Origin of the sequence: Siccirubricoccus sp. G192 (assembly GCF_019084075.1) — a bacterium.
Lineage (GTDB): Bacteria > Pseudomonadota > Alphaproteobacteria > Acetobacterales > Acetobacteraceae > G192.
This window is the reverse complement of the sequence record NZ_JAHREN010000002.1, coordinates 87,372-104,366: the sequence shown is the minus strand read 5'-3', so window position 1 is coordinate 104,366 and position 16,995 is coordinate 87,372. Positions and strand designations below refer to the sequence as shown.

Here is a 16,995-nt window from a genome sequence, read left to right as displayed (position 1 = left end):
GGGTCAGTGGAAGTAGCCCCCGCCACGGATGTTGCCGTGCAGCGGGGGAGGCCGCCGCTCCGGCTCCTCGTCCAGAAAGGCCCGCTCGAGGCCGTTCTGCAGAATGGAGCGGATCGAGGCCACCGAGCGCGCCCGGATGCTGACGCCGCGCCCGCAGGCGGCGTCGAGCCGGGCGGCTCCATAGGTCCTGGCCAGGGCCAGGATGCCGAGGCAGGTGCGGAAGCCCTGCTCGGGATGCGGGCGCGCCGCCATGACCGTCTCGCATAGCACTACCGTCGCGGGGCCGATCCGGGCCGCCTCCTCCAGCAGCCGGGCCGGCGTCCACTGGGCGTGCCGGCGGTGCGCGCTCGGCATGTGCTCGGGCACAGTGCTATGCCCGCGCCGCTGGCGGGCCCGCGGATGGCTGGCCACCCGCTCGCCGCGGTGGAAGGCCTCCACCGTGCCCTCGGCCACCCGCACGTCCAGCACCTGCCGGATCAGCCGGAACGGCACCGAGTACCAGTGGCCCTCGACCTCGACGTGGTAGTCCGGCCCGACCCGGCAGCGTTTCCACTGGGCGAAGGCGTAGGCGCGCTCCGGCAGGCCGCGCAGCACCGGCGCGTCGAGCGCGGCGAACAGCTCCGCCCGGCTGGCGCCGAAGCCGCGCATAATCCGGGCGTTCAGGTCGGCGGTCAGCGTGGTGATCGCGCCGTTCAGTTCGGTCAACGAGAAGAAGCGGGCGTTCCGCAGCCGGGCCAGGATCCAGCGCTCGGCCAGCAGCACCGATTGCTCGACCTTCGCCTTGTCACGCGGCTTGCCCGGCCGCGCCGGCAGGATGGTGGTGCCGTAGTGCTCGGCGAGTTCCAGGTAGGAGCGGTTCAGCCCGGGCTCGTACCTATCGGCCCTGATCACCGCCGACTTCAGGTTGTCGCAGACCACGAACTTCGGCACGCCGCCGAGGGCCGCGAACAGGCTGACATGCGCGCCGATCCAGTCCGCCAGCCCCTCGCTGGCGCGGGCCTCCGCGAAGACCAGGTTGGAGGCGCCCATGGTCGCCACGAACAGCCGGGCCTGCCACACCACGCCGCTGTCGGGGTCGGTGACACCGATGGTGTCGCCGGCGAAGTCGACGAAGACCTTCTCGCCGCCGACATGGCTCTGGCGCATGCGCGGCGACAGGCGGGATTTCCAGGCCTCATAGGCCTCGCAGAACCAGGAGTAGCCGAAGCCGTCCGGATGCCGCGCCCGGTACTCTTGCCACAGCAGTGCCCGCGTCACGCCGCGCCGCCGCAGCTCCCGCTCCACCTCAGCCCAGTCCGGCACCGGCCGGCTGGCGACCGTCTCGGCCGCCGGCGGGCCAGGGAACAGCCGTCGCTCGAGTTCCGTGTCGGTCAGCCCCTCCGGCAACGGCCAGGACAGCCCGGCCGCTCGGGCTCGGCTCAGGTACGACCCGATCGCTCCCTTGCTGACGCCCAGCGCCGCGGTCATGGCGCGCTCGCTCAACCGGGCCTCGTACTTCAGTCGCAACACATCGCGGATCCGGCGCATCGACAATCTCTCGGTTGGCATCCAGCAGACCTCGTCAGGGACGAGGCCGCCTTAGCCCGCTCAGACTGTCGCCAGACCAGCCCCGGCACCCCCTCTCAGGTGCCCGCGATCCCGTGGAATCGCTGCCCGCCTTGCCGTGGAAACCCTGCCCACGATCCCGTGGAATCAGTGCCCGCGATCACCTGGAATACGCACTGGGCGCGCCCTGCCATCGATCCCTTGTTTCGCAGCGCCGCTCGGGCTTACGGGTCCGAGGTGATCGGCGTCATCCTGACCGGCGGGCTGAACGACGGCACGGCCGGCCTCTACGAGATCGAGCAGCGCGGCGGAACCACTGTGGTCCAAGACCCTGACGATGCGGTGAGTCCGAGTATGCCGCGCAGTGCGCTGCATCATGTCGCAGTTGATCACTGCTTGCCGCTGGCACAAATTCCGACGCTTCTTGCAGGCCTGGTCGCCAAGAGGGATGCCGGTGCCCTCCTCGCTCAACCGCGTCCGGCACCCGCCAGGAGACGGGGACAGGAGATGACGGCAGAGTACAAGCTCGACCAGCCTGTCGCGGTGACCTGCCCGGACTGCGGTGGCGCGTTACGCCGGACCGAACTCGGCACCCTGACCCAGTTCAGGTGCCACATCGGCCATGTCTACACAGCCGAGGTGCTGGTGGCGGCGCAGTTCGCCGCGCTGGAGGAATCGCTTGAAGCGGCGATGCGCTCTCTCAGCGAGAGAGGCGAGCTATGCCGGCAGATGGCCGACAAAGCTCAAGCTGCCGGGAACGCGTCTACCGCAATGCAGTGGGACGCGGCGATGCGCGAAGCCAAGGAGCGGACCGTTGTGCTGCGGCAACTCCTCGAGAAGGAATGGACCCACCCGACCGACAGGGAAGCACTGGAAGCCTCAGAGGGTTAGTCCCGCTCTGCTCAGCCGTCTGTGCTACAGAGCAGCCTAACCTGCCGCTCGAGGTCTTGACGTGTGAATGGTTTGATCAGGCGAGGTTGGTCCCGAAGGGCTTCAGGGAGAGCCCAATCCCCGTAGCCGCTGGCGAGGACGAAGGGGATACCACGCATGAGGAGCTGTTCAGCCACTGGATAGACGTACCCACCGCGGATGGTCACGTCCAGGATCGCTGCATCCAGTGCCTCATCGCTTGCCAGCTGCAGCGCGGCGTCTACCTTGCTGGCCGGGCCCACGACGACGCAGCCGAGAGCCTGCAGGGTCTCCTCGATCTCCAAAGCGATAAGCATCTCATCCTCGGCCACCAGGATGCGGCGTCCTGTCAGGCTATCGGTGGTCATCGCGCTTGCCTCCAGCTTCGCCGGTAGCCCGTAGGCGGCCGACCTCCTCCGTCAGGGGTATCGTCATGGTGCAGCGAAGGCCGGTTGCCAGGAACTCCCGGTCTACCTTGGCATCGAGCTCGTGAGTGAGGGTCCGTTCGATCAACGTGGTTCCAAAGCCGCGCCGTGAGGGCAGCTGCACTTCCGGGCCGCCGGCCTCCGTCCAGATGAGGGTCAACGCGTGGTTACCCACGCCGCCCGTGACATGCCACGCGACCGCCAAGCGCCCTGAGGCTGTCGAGAGCGCGCCGTACTTGGCCGCGTTGCTGGCAAGCTCGTGCAGGGCCATCGCCATGGCCAATCCTGCCCTCGGGGTCAGCGTGACATCGCCGCCCGTGACCACAAGATTGCCCTCTCCGCGATCGTAGGGAGCCAGTTCCATTGCAACAACAGCAGAGAGAGACATCTCGCCTTGCCCGGTCTGGGTCAGCAGGCTGTGTGCCCTGGCGATTGCCTTGATACGGCCCTCAAGCTCGACGGCGAAGGCCTCGGGCGTGCGGCTGGTCCGCAACGTCTGCGAGATCACGGCAGACACGACCGCCAGGATGTTCTTCACGCGGTGGTCAAGTTCGCTGAGCAGCAATGCAGCCTTCTGCTCGGCGATCTTGCGTTCGCTGACATCTCGCGCGACTAGGGAAGCACCGACGATCTGTCCATCACCTTCCTTGACCGGCGAGACCGTGACCGAGACCTCGATCGGGCGACCGTCTTTGTCGATCTTGGCGCTGTCGAAATGCGCGACCCGCTCACCCTGCTGCAGCTTCTCCAGCAGGTGCGGCCAATCGTCGGGCAGAAGCCCGTCCAGCAGCACGGATAAGGATTGTCCGATCGCCTCGGAGGTTGGGCAGCCGTAGAGCTGCTCGGCACCGGCGTTCCAACTCGTGACAACGCCGTGCAGATCGTGGCTGATGATTGCATCCTGGGACGACGCGACGATCGCTGCGAGCAGCGAGCGTGCCTGCTCATGTCTCTTGCGCTCGGAAATATCGATGAAGGTGATGACGGCACCGTCGATGACGTTGTTCAGGTCACGATAAGGGCGGATCTGCATGAGGTAGCTCGCGCCACCCTCGGCCACTGCAACTTCCCGTTCAATGGGAGCCAAGGTACGCAGCACCTGACGCATGTCTTGCGCCAGTCCGTCACGGTTCAGGCGGGTGACAATGTCACTGATCGGCCGCCCCTCGTCTCCCTCGCGGACCTTGAAGATCTCCAGCAGGCGCGGCGTGAAGCGCCGAATGCGCAGGTCGTTGTCCAGGAACAGGGTTGCAATGGAGGTGCTGTCGAAGAGGTTCGCAAGGTCGCTGTTGGAGCGCACCAGGCTGTCGTTCCTGTGATTCAACTCCGCATTGATTGTTTGCAGCTCTTCATTGAGGGACTGCAGCTCCTCCTTCGAGGTCTCCAGCTCCTCGTTGGCTGATTGCAGCTCCTCATTGACCGACAGGTATTCCTCGTTGGAGGTCTGCAGCTCCTCGTTGGCGGCCTCCAGTTCCTCGGTAATGTTGCGGAGGCGCTCTCTCGTACTCAGCAACTCGGCGTTGAGGGCTTGAAGGGCCGCATCACCATCCTCGTTGTGCAGGCCCGGCGCTGCCGTGTCCTTTGGAACTGGTCTCACGTTTCCGACCTCTTGGAACGCGATAACGAACAGGCCCCCCCTCTCCCGGATCACCGAGCGGCTCGACGATCAGATTGACGGCTTCGTATTGCTCCCCCACCTCGATGCTGACAGTGCCGTGCAGAACCCGCTCCCCCGTCGCCGCAGCCTCCTTGAGTGCGGCGCGCGCCGCTGCCCGCAGATCGGTGTGCAGGAGATTGAAGAGGTTGAGGCTGGCGGCCCCCGGTGCCGGCTCCAGGTACTTCGCGGTATGGCCAGAAAACCGCAGGATGTCATGTTGTCGGTCTACGACCAGGAATGCCGGGGCATACCGCGCGATCGCGCGAGCCACGCGCTGGTCGATCTCATCACGGGCCGATGGCGCGGCCTGCTTGGCTAGCGGCAGGCGTTCCGACGAGCGCGAGAGCGGGAAGGCAGGCAGCCGCGCCGTCGTGTCCCGTCTGATATAAAGCCGATGTTGCTTATCGAGGGGCGCAAAGAGGTGGACTTGCGCGGTGGTGCCCTCCGACGGCCCGAGGAACAGGTGCCGGCCCGACCGCAACGCATAATGGAAGGTGGTGAGGACGCGGTGCTGCAGCTGTGGCTCGAAGTAGATCAGCAGGTTGCGGCAGGAGATCAGATCAAGCCGGGAGAAGGGTGGGTCCTTGACGAGGTCATGCGTCGAGAACAGGCACATCTCCCGGAGGCCCTTCGCAACGCGGTAGTTGCCGTCCTCTTTGACAAAGTTCCGCTCCAGACGCTCGGCGGAGAGGTCGGAGGCGATCGCCCCGAGATACAGTCCGGCCCGTGCGGCCTCGATTGCTCGATCATCGATGTCGGTCGCAAAGATCTGGATCGGGCGGTGGCAGCCGGTTCGGTCCAGGCCCTCCTTGAGCAGGATAGCAATCGAATAGGCTTCCTCGCCCGTGGCGCAGCCTGCCACCCACACCCGGATCGGGTCAGTGCTGCGTAGGTCTGCCAGCAGCTCCGGTATGACTTTCGTCTCGAGCGCCTCGAATGCCTCCGGATTACGGAAGAAGCGGGTAACGCTGATCAGGAGCTCGCGGAACAGTAGCTCCGCCTCGTGCGGCAAGGCCCGCAGCTGCTCGATGTAGGCAGGAACCTCGTCCGTCTGCAGCACATGCATCCGGCGCTGGATGCGGCGCATGAGGGTGCCAGTCTTATACTGGCTGAAGTCGCGGCCAAGCCGGCTGTGCAGCACGGCGCAGATCGTCACTAGGTAGTTCGGGAGGTCCTGGCGGATGCCATCCGGACCCTTCGTGGCGTCGCCGATAATGCGATGGTGCCGGTAGTCCATGAGGGCAGCCGGCATGTCCTCGACCGCGAGCACATGATCGACGAAGCCGCCGGAGGCCGCACTCTGCGGCATGCCGCTCTTGGCGTGATGGTCGAACTCGGCTTGGCTCAGGGTCAGCCCGCCCTGTTCTTTGATCGCCGCGATGCCAAGCGCCCCATCGCTGCCGAACCCGGAGAGAATGATGCCGACTGCGTTCTCGCGCTGGTCTTCGGCCAGCGAGGTCAGGAACGTATTGATCGACGTACGACGCGCGGCAGACGGTGCCGGACGGGTGAGGTGGAGGGCACCGTCCTCGATCGTCAGGATCGCATCTGGCGGGATAACATAGACCTGGTTCGGACTGATCTCCACCCCGTCCTCGGCGAGGTGCACCGGCATCGTGGTGTAGCCAGCAACGATCGCAACTAAAGAGCTCTCATAGTGAGGATCGAGGTGCTGGACCAGCACGAAGCTCATGCCGCTGTCAGCCGGCATCTTGGAAAAGAAGGCCTTGTACGCGTCGAGACCACCCGCCGAGGCGCCGAGGCCCACGACCAAACAGGTTCGTTCCGGAGCGCTGGCAGACGGGACGGCAACATCGTCCCCAACCTCAGGATTGGACGCCGCGGCACTATCGCCTGAGCTACTGGGCTTACCCGGCTGGCTGGGCCTAGCTGCCACTGTGTGCCATGGGATCGAATCCTTCCGCCCCGCCATGCATGCAGGTCCCGAATGCAACCAACGACCGGAAAAACAAGCAGTTTCCTCCTGCTTGCCACCGGAAGAACGAACCTTAGGATGGAGTTGATTACCCCGACCAGGGAGGTGGTGTCGCAGAGCCCCAGCCCCGCCTGGCCCAAAGCCTTGGCCGTAGCCCCTAGCTCGGCCGGATGCGAGGCGCGATCGAGCAGGTTGAAGTTCGATCGGGCCGCGACCTCGGCGTAGCCGGTCATGCCTACCCGGCGCGATTCGGGCGACCGGGGCGGCGCTTCATCACCACGAAGCCGGCGCGCGCCAGATGCTCGGCGGCGAAGCCCGCGGCGAAGTCCCAGCCGGCAATGGCACCGCGCCGGGGCCGGCCACGCTCGTCATGGCGCAGCACATAGGCCAGAGCCTCGGCGATCTCCTCCAGGTCAGCTGGGGCGACGGGCGGCTCGGCATCGGGTTCAAAGTCGAATCGAGCGTGTTCCAAGGCGTCCGGTGCACCGATCCGCCTTGGTGGCCGCGCCGTCATCCTCGGGGCCGCAACATCCTACCCTTGGCTGCGCTGGAGCCATGGCAACGGCGGACATCCTAGGGCGTTGCCGGCCGGCACAGGGCACACGGCGCCTCGTGCCCACGAGCCACGGTGAGGGTCGGTGCCTGAAGTTCGGTTTGTCTCCGGCGTTCTCATCGCGGTGGGTCTGCTGCTGGCCCTGGCACGCCTGCTCAAGTTGCCGCAGTCCGCGGTGCTGTTCGTGGGCGGGCTCGCCTCCACCTTACTGCCTGGGCTGCTACCCGCTGTGCATGTTGACCCGGAGGTGGTGCTCGGGCTCCTGCTCCCGCCGCTGCTCTATGCCGGTACCGCCGCGCTCTCGGTCGATCTGCTACGCCATGCGTTCGGGCGGGGCGTGCTCGGCGGGGCGGCCTTGGTGATCGGCATCACCCTCCTCGTCGCGGAGGCCACCCGCCTGCTGCTGCCGGGCATCGACCCGGCAGCCTGCCTGCTGGTCCGAATCGCTGTCTCGATCGGCGACACGCGATTGGCCCAGGAGACAGGCCAGGACCAGCAGCTGCCCCGTGTCCTGACCGACGCCTTCGCGGGCCAGGGGGTGAGCGCGCGGCTGATCGTGGTGACGCTCTACCTGCTGGCGCGCAATTCTATCGGCGGGCCACCACCAGGTCCGGCGGAGACATTGCTTCGCCTCGGCACCGACTTGGCAGGCGGCGGCGCGATCGGGTTCGCAGTCGGCCTCGCGGCCGCCGAGTTCCGCCGGCGCATCGGGCCTGCAACGGTCGAGGTTGCGGTCTCCGTGACCACCCCGTTTCTCGCTGCCGCCCTGGCTGAGGCGGCCGGGGTGTCTGTGGCTGTGGTGATCGTGGCCGCGGCGCTCACCGTCTCCTGGCGCGCCGTGGACAGACAGACGGGCGAGGCGATCTCCTCGCCTGAGGCCCGCCTGGTATCGCGGCACTTCTGGCTGGAGGTCGGGGTGCTGCTTTCGGGCGGTCTGTTCTTCCTGATGGGCCGGGCACTGCCAGAGGCGCTGACGGGCCTCGGCCGCTTCGGCTGGCAGCGCCTGGTCCTGGCCGCCATGCTCCTCCTCGCCCCGGTGCTCGCCATCCAGTTCTTGATGGCGCTCTTGGTTCAGGTCCTCCCGGGCACGCCGCCGGTGCCCGGAGCCGATGGCCGGCCGGCAGGCCGCTTGCGTACCGCGGCTGCAGCCTCCTGGTCTGGCCACCGATCGGTCATCGCCCTCGCACTCGTGCTCGCCGTTCCAGGTGCGACGCCTGATGGCCGACCTTATCCGGACCGTGATCTGGTCCTCGCCCTCACCGGCTTGCTCGTGGTCGGCTCTGGCCTGCTGCAAGGTGCCATGCTGGCGCAGACCCTCGCCTGGGCGAAGCTTGGTGGTGCCGAGGAGAAGGAGCACGAGGGGAAGGTGGCCCATGCCCAGGCCATGGCGGCGCAGGACCACGCCTCCCATGCGGAGCCGGAGGTAGCCGCGGCCGAGGGCCGCCGGGCCCTGACCCAGCTGCGCCAGGCCGACGCGATCGGCGATGCTGCACTGCGCGAAGCCGACCACGCGGTTGCGCTACGCGCCCACGCGGAACAAGCCTCGGGAAAGCGCGTGTAGTCGAAGCTCAAGCCGGCGCCTGATAGAGCCCCGACGGCTCTCCTTCCCCGAAACACGCTGTAGTCGGCAACTCGCCATGGCGCGGCGCCGTTCGGGAGGTGCCGGAGCGTGCCACGCTCCAAAGGCCATGGCGAAACAATCGTATCCATACGGCCAAGGCCGCGGGTGGCCGAGGACAGGGGATGGGCGGCGCTCACCGCTTCCGGTCGAGGCTGAGTTCCTTGAGGGTTCCCATCCGGCGAGGGCTGCGGATCAGGTTGCTGGTTTGCGCTTGATGGGTGGCTTGCGTGACCACGCCTTGGCGAGGGCTTCGATGGCCTTTGCATGCTCATCGAAATCGATGGTGTTGGGATCAAAAGGCGCGCCGACCCATTGGATCATCTCGGCGTGGCTCTCGTGCTTCGGATCGGCGATCGCCTTGAGGAACTCGGCGTAGCCCCAAGGTCCACCGACGTCCTCGGGCGGGCAGCGCCCGGTGGCATCGATCAGGAGCGGGTAGGTGAGGCCGGGCATGGAATCCGTGATGCGCTCGACCTTGATCGTGTGTTCCCAGCCATCGCCGAAGTCGTAGAGGTATTTCAGCGTCTTCGCGCCGGTGTCCTCGAGGACGTCGAGGAGACGCGTCTTGCGGGCATCGAGCGGGCCTTCTCCCCAGTCCGGGTCGGGCACGCCCCAGCCCACGTCGCGGGCCCGGATCTTGTAGAGATGGCTGTTGGTCCAGCCCATGGCGGCCTGGAGCACCAGGTGCAGGCGATCAAGCCGGATGGTCAGTGGCACCTCGACGCGGCGCAGCACTGCGGGCTTGACGTCATCGAGGAAGATCTTGAGCCGGGCGATGCTGTTACTGGTCATGCCGCTGCCTTTCTCTCCCTCGCCTGGGTCCAGTTCCAGGGGAGTAGCTCATCCAGCCTCGAGGCGGGGTGGTCGGCTATCCTGGCCAGCACGTCGGCGAGCCAGGCGCGCGGGTCGACCCCGTTCAGCTTGGCGGTGTAGATGAGCGAGATCATGGCCGCGGCCCGGTCGCCGCCTCGATCACTGCCGGCGAACAGCCATGATTTTCTCCCGAGAGCGATACCACGTAGCGCCCGCTCGGCGGCGTTGTTGCTGAGGCAGATCCGGCCGTCTTCGATGAACCGGGTGAACGCCTCCCATCGGGTCAGCATGTAGTCCATGGCCTTGGCGACCGGGTTATGCCGGGACAGCTTGCCGCGGCTCTCGCGCATCCAGGTCTCGAGCCCGGCAACGAGCGGCGCGACGTGCTGGCGGCGGACGGCCAGGCGCGCCTCGGCGGGCGACCCGTTGATGGCCCGCTCGGCGTCAAAGATGGCGTCGATCCGTCGCACCGCCTCGATGGCCAGCGGCGCGCGCTGCAGTTCAGCCAACTCGAACAGCTTGCGCCTGCCATGGACCATCCGAACGCAATCGCAGGCCTGCGCTTCGTCTCCTGCGTATCGTTCGCTTCCGGGTTGGCCGCGTCGCGGCAACGGCGGCCACCGTCGGCAGGCTGAGATCGGGGACAGCAGTTTCTTCGGGCGGCTCCACGGAAGGATCCGCTCTATGCCCGCAGACCAGCGCCCCATCGCGGCCTCAATCTGGGCTATCCGCTCGGTCGTGGTCCGTACCCGAGACGGCCCGGGGCGGCTCGACCAAGCTTACCGCCGCCTCATCGACGACATCGAGCGTGAGCAACCGCGTCCGGCACCGGGCCTCCGGCCCGAGTTGGCGGATGCAGACCGTGCCTCCGAGCCGTGGAGATGACACATGCGCGCCGCGATCTATACGCGTGTCTCGACCGAGCGCCAGGAACGGCAACAGACCATCGGCAGTCAGGTCTCCGCCCTGCGGGACTGGGCAGCGGCCCAGGGTCATGTCCTGGCGGAGGCCCACGTGTTCCGCGACGAGGGTTACAGCGGCTCGCGCCTGGACCGCCCCGCCCTGGACGCGCTCAGGGACGCTGTGCGCGATGCCGCCGTGGATGTGGTGGCGGTGTTCAGCCCGGATCGGCTCGCCCGCAAGTATGCCTACCAGGTCCTGCTGCTGGAGGAGTTCCGGCGTGCCAACTGCGAGGTCATGTTCCTGCACCACCCCATCTCGGACGACCCGAACGACCAACTGCTGCTGCAAATCCAGGGCGCCATCGCCGAGTACGAGCGCGCCGTGCTGGCGGAGCGATTCCGGCGCGGCAAGCTGCAGAAGGCGCGCGACGGCCATATTATCAGCTCCAAGGTGCCGTACGGCTACCGCTATGAGGCTCGCCACAGCGCCATGCCCGCCCGCCTCGTGGTGGACGAGGCGGAGGCCGCCATGGTCCGCCAGCTCTACGCCTGGGTGCTCGAGGACGGGCTCACCATCCGCCAGTGCACGAAACGGCTGAACGCCAGTCCTTGGGTGACGCGGTCGGGCCGCAAGCAGTGGGCCCCCTCCGTCGTGCACCACATTCTGACGGACCCGGTCTACGCCGGCACCGCCTACGCCAACCGCTTCGACTACGTTGTGCCCAAGTCGCCTCGGCGCAGGTCGCGCCGAAGCGCGGAACGCAGTTCGCGGCGTCCCCGACCGCCGGAGCAGTGGATCGCCATTGCCGTGCCTCCGCTGGTCGACCATCAGACCAAGGAGCGCGTAAGCGCCATGCTCGCGCGAAACGCGGCGACGGCCTTCCGGCGGAACAAGAAGCACGACTACCTGCTGCGCTGCCTGCTCAAGTGCGGCAGGTGCGGCCTTGGACTTCACGGCTGTTACTTCCCCGCGCAGGGTGGCCGATCCGTATCCCTCTGCTGAGGGCCGCCTACCGAGTTTGCGCGGGATCTGCCTTGGATCTTACGGGCGTTCTTTCGAGCGCCGGTAAGGACAGGCAGTGGGGTGGCCGATGGAGATCATCACCGGGGTGGAGCGTCGCCGGCAGTGGCGGGATGAGGAGAAGCTGCGGATTCTGGCTGAGCTGAACCAGCCCGGGGTTAGGTTCAGCGAGGTTGCCCGGCGGCACGACGTCAGCCGCGGCCTGCTGTGGCAGTGGCGGGATGCGCAGCGGCGCGGCAGGCTAGTGGCTGAGACGCCGGGCTTCCTGCCCGTTCAGGTCCTACCGGAGCTGGCCGCGCCGGCTCCACCCGGAGGATCGGGCCCGCCGCCCTGCGCTGACCGTCCCGCGGTGGAGGACGAGCCAGACGAGCGCATCGAGATCGTCCTGCCGGACGGGACTGCGGTGCGGGTTGCCGCGACGATCAGTGCCGCAAACCTGCGCCGCGTGCTGACGGCGCTGCGCGCATGATCCCGACACCCTCTGGCGTCCGGGTGTGGCTTGCGGTCGGCCACTCCGATATGAGGAAGGGCATGCACTCACTGGCGCTGCAGGTGCAGCAGGCGCTGGGTCGTGACCCACACTGCGGCGATCTGTACGTCTTTCGTGGCCGCAAAGCGGACCTGATCAAGATCGTCTGGCACGACGGGATTGGCATGTCGCTTTACGCGAAGAGATTGGAGAAGGGACGCTTTGTTTGGCCCTCCCCAGCCGACGGCTGTCTGCAGATCTCGGGCGCGCAGCTGGCTTATATGCTCGACGGAATCGATTGGAGAAATCCACTACGGACCTATAGGCCAGAGCTGGCGGGATAGTGTACGGCGCGGTTGCATCAGCGCTACCTGCCATGCAGCAGCTGTGATTCCATCGCCGGCGTGACAGCCGCGCCGGACAACCTGCCCAACGACATCGCCGCGCTGCGCGCCGCCCTCGCGGCCGAGCAGCTGGCGCGGCGCGAGGCCGAGGCGCGCGCCTCCGGCGCCGAGGCGATGGTGGTCCACCTCAAGCTGCTGATTGCCCGGCTGAAGCGCGACAAGTACGGCGCCTCCTCCGAGCGCGGCCGCAAGCTGATCGACCAGCTGGAGCTCGAGCTCGGCGAGTTGGTCACTGCCGCCAGCGAGGACGCCGCCAAGGCGGAGAAGGCGGCGGGCAAGAATGCCCGCTCGGAGCGCCCCGGCATGCCGTCACGCGGCCAGCCGGTACGGGCACCGCTGCCGGCCCATCTGCCGCGCGAGCGGGTCGTCATCCCCGGCCCGACCGCCTGCCCCTGCTGCGGCGGCCGGCTCTCCAAGCTGGGCGAGGACATTACGGAGACGCTCGAGGTCGAGCCCATCAAGTGGAAGGTGATCCAGACGGTCCGCGAGCGGTTCTCCTGCCGTGCTTGCGAGACCATCACCCAGCCCCCGGCGCCGTTCCATCCCATCGCTCGCGGCCGGGCGGGGCCGAACCTGCTGGCGATGATCCTGGAGGCGAAGTTCGGCCAGCACCTGCCACTGAACCGCCAGAGCGAGACCTTCGCCCTGCAGGGCATCGAGCTCAGCGTCTCCACCATTGCCGGCTGGGTTGGCACCTGCACCGCCAACCTGGCGCCGCTGACGGCCCTGATCGACACCCATGTGCTGGCCGCCGAGCGGCTGCACGGCGACGACACCACCGTCCCGGTGCTGGCCAAGGGCAAGACCATCACGGGGCGGGTCTGGACCTATGTCCGGGACGACCGGCCCTTTGGCGGTCGGGCGCCCCCGGCGGCAATGTTCCGCTACTCCCGGGATCGGACGGCCGAGCACCCGAACCGACACCTGGCCGGCTATGCCGGCATCCTGCAGGCGGACGCCTATGCCGGATACAACGCCTTGTACGAGGCCGATCGAAAACCCGAGCCGATCACCGAGGCAGCGTGTTGGGCACACGGTAGGCGCAAGCTATTCGAGCTGGCCGAGTTGTCGCGCGCGCCGCTGGCCATCGAGGCGGTGCGGCGGATCGACGCCATCTTTGACGCCGAGCGCGCCATCAACGGCCTGCCCGCCGAGGCGCGGCTCGCTGTCCGCCAGCAACACATCGCGCCGCTGGTCACCGAACTCGAAACCTGGATGCGCGAGAGCCGCGGCAAGCTGTCCCGCCACAGCCCAGTTGCCAAGGCCATGGACTACATGCTGACGCGCTGGGAGGCCTTCACCGGGTTCCTGCATGACGGCCGGATCTGCCTCAGCAACAACGCTGCCGAGCGGGCGCTGCGTGGTATCGCCCTCGGAAGAAAATCTTGGCTGTTCGCCGGCAGTGATCGAGGCGGCGACCGGGCCGCGGCCATGATCTCGCTCATCTACACCGCCAAGCTGAACGGGGTCGACCCGCGCGCCTGGCTCGCCGACGTGCTGGCCAGGATAGCCGATCATCCCGCCTCGAGGCTGGATGAGCTACTCCCCTGGAACTGGAACCAGGCGAGGGAGAGAAAGGCAGCGGCATGACCAGTAACAGCATCGCCCGGCTCAAGATCACCCTCGATGACGTCAAGCCCGCAGTGCTGCGCCGCGTCGAGGTGCCACTGACCATCCGGCTTGATCGCCTGCACCTGGTGCTCCAGGCCGCCATGGGCTGGACCAACAGCCATCTCTACAAGATCCGGGCCCGCGACGTGGGCTGGGGCGTGCCCGACCCGGACTGGGGAGAAGGCCCGCTCGATGCCCGCAAGACGCGTCTCCTCGACGTCCTCGAGGACACCGGCGCGAAGACGCTGAAATACCTCTACGACTTCGGCGATGGCTGGGAACACACGATCAAGGTCGAGCGCATCACGGATTCCATGCCCGGCCTCACCTACCCGCTCCTGATCGATGCCACCGGGCGCTGCCCGCCCGAGGACGTCGGTGGACCTTGGGGCTACGCCGAGTTCCTCGAGGCGATCGCCGACCCGAAGCACGAGAACCATACCGAGATGGTCCAATGGGCCGGGGCGCCTTTCAATCCCAACACCATCGATTTCGATGAGCATGCAAAGGCCGTCGAAGCCCTCGCTAGGGCGTGGTCACGCAAGCCTGCTACCAAGCGCAAAACAGCAACCTGATCCGCAGTTCTCCGGATGGGAGCCCTCAAGGCACTCAGCCTCGACTAAAAGCCGTGGGCGCCGCCCACCCCCTGTCCTCGGCCACCGCGGCCTTGGCCGTATGGATACGCCGATCCGGAAAGCGCTACTACCGATGCGCCGGTGCGGACCCGCTCACCACGGGCCGTGAGGCAAAATGCCCGCGGGCGTACATTCCGGCGGACAGCCTTGAGCAGGCGGTCTGGCGCCACGTCGTCGGCCTGCTCCGGGATCCCGCTCAGGTCCTGGCGCAGTTCGAGCGCTTCTCAGGCGAGGCTGCCATCGGGAGCGAAGCCGCCGCTGCTGGCCAATTGCGCGCCCGCATCGAGCGGCTGGATCGCGCTGACCGCCGTCTGCTCGAGGCCTACCAAGCCGAGGTGATCAGCCTTGAGGAGCTGGCCGGTCAGCGAAATGCCCTCGCCGAGCAGCATCGCTTGGCGGAGAAGCAGTACGAGCACCACCGTCAACGCAGCCAGCTGCGGCTCAAGGCACAGGTGGCGCTTGCGGACCTTACCGCGTTCAGCGAGCGCATCAGCTCTCGACTGCAAACCGCCGACTTTGCCGAGCGCCAAGCCATCTTGAAGCTGGTCATCGAGCGGATCATCGTCCACGACGGCACCTTGGAGATCCAGCATGTCATCCCGCTGCGGGGCCATACGCCTGGGAACGGGCCGGAGCCCTCCGGTCCCGTTGGATTGTGTTCGGATGGTGTGGGCCCAACACGCCGCCTCGGTGATGGGCCCGGGTTGTCGATCCGCCTCGTACAAGGCGTTGTAGCCGGCATAGGCGTCCGCCTGCAGGATACCGGCGTAGCCGGCCAGGTGCCGGTTCGGATGCTCGGCCGTCCGGTCCCGGGAGTAGCGGAACATCGCCGCCGGTGGGTCGGTCCCGCCCCAGGGCCTGTCGTCGCGGACATAGGTCCAGACCCGGCCGGTGATCGTCTTGCCCCGGGCCAGCACGGGGACGGTGGTGTCGTCGCCATGCAGCCGCGCGGCGGCGAGGACATGGGCGTCGATCAAGGCATTGAGCGGGGCCAGGTTGGCGGTGCAGGTGCCAACCCAGCCGGCGATGGTCGAGACGCTGAGCTCGACGCCTTGCAGGGCGTAGGTCTCGCTCTGGCGGTTCAGCGGCTGGTGCTGGCCGAACTTGGCCTCGAGGATCATGGCCAGCAGGTTCGGCCCCGCCCGGCCGCGGGCGATGGGGTGGAAGGGCGCCGGCGGCTGGGTGATGGTCTCGCAAGCACGGCACGAGAGCCGCTCGCGGACCGTCTGGATGACCTTCCACTTGATGGGCTCGACCTCCAGCGTCTCCGTGATGTCCTCGCCCAGCTTGGAGAGCCGGCCGCCGCAGCAGGGGCAGGCGGTCGGCGCCGGCAGGACAACCCGCTCGCGCGGCAGGTGGGCCGGCAAGGGTGCGCGCACCGGCTGGCCGCGGGCCGGTTGGTCGGGGCGCCGGCCGCGTCCGTCCTTGGCAGCATCCTCCGCCTTGGTGGCGTCCTCGCTGGCGGCGGCGACCAGCTCGCCGAGTTCGAGCTCCAACTGGTCGATCAGCTTGCGGCCACGCTCGGAGGAGGCGCCGTACTTGTCGCGCTTGAGCCGGGCGATCAGCAACTTGAGGTGCGCCACCACCGCCTCGGCGCCGGAGGCACGTGCCTCGGCCTGGCGTCGCGCCAGTTGCTCGGCCGCGAGCGCGGCGCGTAGGGCAGCGATGTCATCGGGCGATGTGTCCGGTGCAGGCATCACGCTGCTGATCGAATCACAGCTGCGGCGCGCTGGGTAGCGCCGAAGAAACTGCGCCCTACACTATCCCGCCAGCTCCGGCCTGAATGTTCGTTGCGGGTTCCGCCAGTCGATTCCGTCGAGCATGTAGGCCAGCTGCGAGCCGGAGATCTGTAGGCAACCGTCAGCTGGAGATGGCCAAATGAAGCGTCCCCTTTCCAATTTCTTCGCATAAAGGGACATGCCAAGCCCGTCGTGCCAGATGATTTTCACCAGGTCCGCGCGGCGTCCACGAAAGACGTAGAGATCGCCGCAGTGCGGGTCACGGCCCAACGCCTGCTGCACCTGCAGCGCCAGGCTGTTCATGCCACGCCGCATATCCGTATGCCCGACCGCCAACCAGACCCGGACGCCAGATGGTGTCGGGATCATCCGCGCAGCGCCGCCAGCACACGGCGCAGGACGGCAGCGCTGATCCCCTCGGCGACCGGAACCGCCGTGCCGTCGGGCAGCACGATCTCGATGCGGCTGTCCGCATCACTCTCATGGGCGGTGGACGTCGGGGCCGTCGACCCCTGCGCCTCAGGTGCAGGCAGTTCCGGCACGATGCGCAGCGGCACGAAGCCGGGCGCCTCCGCCACCAGCTTGCCGCGCCGTTGCGCGTCCCGCCACTGCCACAACAGGCCACGGCTCACATCGTGCCGGCGGGCCACGTCGTTGAACCTGGCACCGGGCCCGTCGAGCTCGGCCAGGATCCGCAGCTTCTCCTCGTCCCGCCAACGGCGGCGCCGCTCGACGCCGGTGATGACCTCCATCCC

At 67.5% G+C, this 16,995-nt stretch carries 15 protein-coding genes and 2 pseudogenes; 7 read left to right on the top strand and 10 right to left on the bottom strand.

Going from position 1 to position 16,995, the window contains the following annotated elements:
- Positions 1–3: 3 nt before the first annotated feature.
- On the bottom strand, positions 4–1,548 hold the full coding sequence (gene istA / locus KSF81_RS27045) for an IS21 family transposase (RefSeq protein ID WP_217378051.1): 1,545 nt from the start codon (positions 1,546–1,548) through the stop codon (positions 4–6).
- Between the two features lie 147 nt (positions 1,549–1,695).
- On the opposite strand from istA, the gene KSF81_RS27040 reads away from it, so the two are divergent.
- Positions 1,696–2,436: a chemotaxis protein CheB gene (locus KSF81_RS27040; protein ID WP_217381982.1), complete on the top strand. Its 741-nt coding sequence runs from the start codon at positions 1,696–1,698 to the stop codon at positions 2,434–2,436.
- A gap of 11 nt (positions 2,437–2,447) precedes the next feature.
- Here KSF81_RS27040 and KSF81_RS27035 read toward each other — a convergent pair whose 3' ends face one another.
- The 4 genes from KSF81_RS27035 to KSF81_RS27020 all read right to left on the bottom strand — a co-directional run bounded on the left by KSF81_RS27035 (position 2,448) and on the right by KSF81_RS27020 (position 6,944).
- Positions 2,448–2,822, bottom strand: a complete 375-nt coding sequence (locus KSF81_RS27035) for a hypothetical protein (RefSeq protein ID WP_217381981.1) — start codon at positions 2,820–2,822, stop codon at positions 2,448–2,450.
- Positions 2,809–4,476 carry a sensor histidine kinase gene (locus tag KSF81_RS27030; RefSeq protein WP_217381980.1) on the bottom strand — a complete coding sequence of 556 codons (1,668 nt, stop codon included), beginning with the start codon at positions 4,474–4,476 and terminating at the stop codon, positions 2,809–2,811. Before KSF81_RS27030 ends, KSF81_RS27035 begins: the two co-directional genes overlap by 14 nt.
- Complete coding sequence (locus KSF81_RS27025) at positions 4,421–6,304, bottom strand: CheR family methyltransferase (protein ID WP_309139781.1); 1,884 nt, start codon at positions 6,302–6,304, stop codon at positions 4,421–4,423. The genes KSF81_RS27030 and KSF81_RS27025 overlap by 56 nt, the downstream gene beginning before the upstream one ends.
- Positions 6,305–6,707: 403 nt before the next feature.
- Positions 6,708–6,944 carry a hypothetical protein gene (locus KSF81_RS27020; RefSeq protein ID WP_217381978.1) on the bottom strand — a complete coding sequence of 79 codons (237 nt, stop codon included), beginning with the start codon at positions 6,942–6,944 and terminating at the stop codon, positions 6,708–6,710.
- 166 nt (positions 6,945–7,110) lie between these two features.
- Between KSF81_RS27020 and KSF81_RS27015 the strand changes: the two genes are divergently transcribed.
- Entirely contained in the window at positions 7,111–8,586 is a 1,476-nt protein-coding gene (locus KSF81_RS27015; RefSeq protein WP_217381977.1) for a cation:proton antiporter, read from the top strand.
- A gap of 252 nt (positions 8,587–8,838) precedes the next feature.
- Here the strand turns inward: KSF81_RS27015 and KSF81_RS27010 are convergent, their stop codons facing one another.
- Complete coding sequence (locus KSF81_RS27010; RefSeq protein ID WP_217381976.1) at positions 8,839–9,438, bottom strand: plasmid pRiA4b ORF-3 family protein; 600 nt, start codon at positions 9,436–9,438, stop codon at positions 8,839–8,841.
- Positions 9,435–9,995, bottom strand: a pseudogene (gene tnpC / locus KSF81_RS27005) (IS66 family transposase); the annotation flags it as partial. The gene KSF81_RS27010 and the pseudogene tnpC (KSF81_RS27005), both read right to left, overlap by 4 nt.
- Before the next feature lie 352 nt (positions 9,996–10,347).
- Between tnpC (KSF81_RS27005) and KSF81_RS27000 the strand changes: the two are divergent.
- The 5 genes from KSF81_RS27000 (at position 10,348) to KSF81_RS26980 (ending at position 14,441) form a co-directional block, all read left to right on the top strand.
- Entirely contained in the window at positions 10,348–11,364 is a 1,017-nt protein-coding gene (locus tag KSF81_RS27000; RefSeq protein WP_217381975.1) for a recombinase family protein, read from the top strand.
- Between the two features lie 88 nt (positions 11,365–11,452).
- Positions 11,453–11,851: an IS66-like element accessory protein TnpA gene (tnpA, locus tag KSF81_RS26995; RefSeq protein WP_217381974.1), complete on the top strand. Its 399-nt coding sequence runs from the start codon at positions 11,453–11,455 to the stop codon at positions 11,849–11,851.
- A complete protein-coding gene (gene tnpB, locus KSF81_RS26990; RefSeq protein ID WP_217381973.1) occupies positions 11,848–12,195 on the top strand; it encodes an IS66 family insertion sequence element accessory protein TnpB in 348 nt (115 codons plus the stop codon). The genes tnpA (KSF81_RS26995) and tnpB (KSF81_RS26990) overlap by 4 nt, the downstream gene beginning before the upstream one ends.
- 60 nt (positions 12,196–12,255) lie before the next feature.
- Complete coding sequence (tnpC, locus tag KSF81_RS26985) at positions 12,256–13,845, top strand: IS66 family transposase (protein ID WP_217381972.1); 1,590 nt, start codon at positions 12,256–12,258, stop codon at positions 13,843–13,845.
- On the top strand, positions 13,842–14,441 hold the full coding sequence (locus KSF81_RS26980) for a plasmid pRiA4b ORF-3 family protein (protein ID WP_217381971.1): 600 nt from the start codon (positions 13,842–13,844) through the stop codon (positions 14,439–14,441). The genes tnpC (KSF81_RS26985) and KSF81_RS26980 overlap by 4 nt, the downstream gene beginning before the upstream one ends.
- 719 nt (positions 14,442–15,160) lie before the next feature.
- Here KSF81_RS26980 and tnpC (KSF81_RS26975) read toward each other — a convergent pair.
- The 3 genes and pseudogenes from tnpC (KSF81_RS26975) to tnpA (KSF81_RS26965) all read right to left on the bottom strand — a co-directional run.
- Positions 15,161–16,198, bottom strand: a pseudogene (gene tnpC / locus KSF81_RS26975) (IS66 family transposase); the annotation flags it as partial.
- A gap of 63 nt (positions 16,199–16,261) precedes the next feature.
- Entirely contained in the window at positions 16,262–16,609 is a 348-nt protein-coding gene (gene tnpB, locus KSF81_RS26970) for an IS66 family insertion sequence element accessory protein TnpB (RefSeq protein ID WP_217381970.1), read from the bottom strand.
- On the bottom strand, positions 16,606–16,992 hold the full coding sequence (tnpA, locus tag KSF81_RS26965; RefSeq protein ID WP_217381969.1) for an IS66-like element accessory protein TnpA: 387 nt from the start codon (positions 16,990–16,992) through the stop codon (positions 16,606–16,608). Before tnpA (KSF81_RS26965) ends, tnpB (KSF81_RS26970) begins: the two co-directional genes overlap by 4 nt.
- Positions 16,993–16,995: the final 3 nt, after the last annotated feature.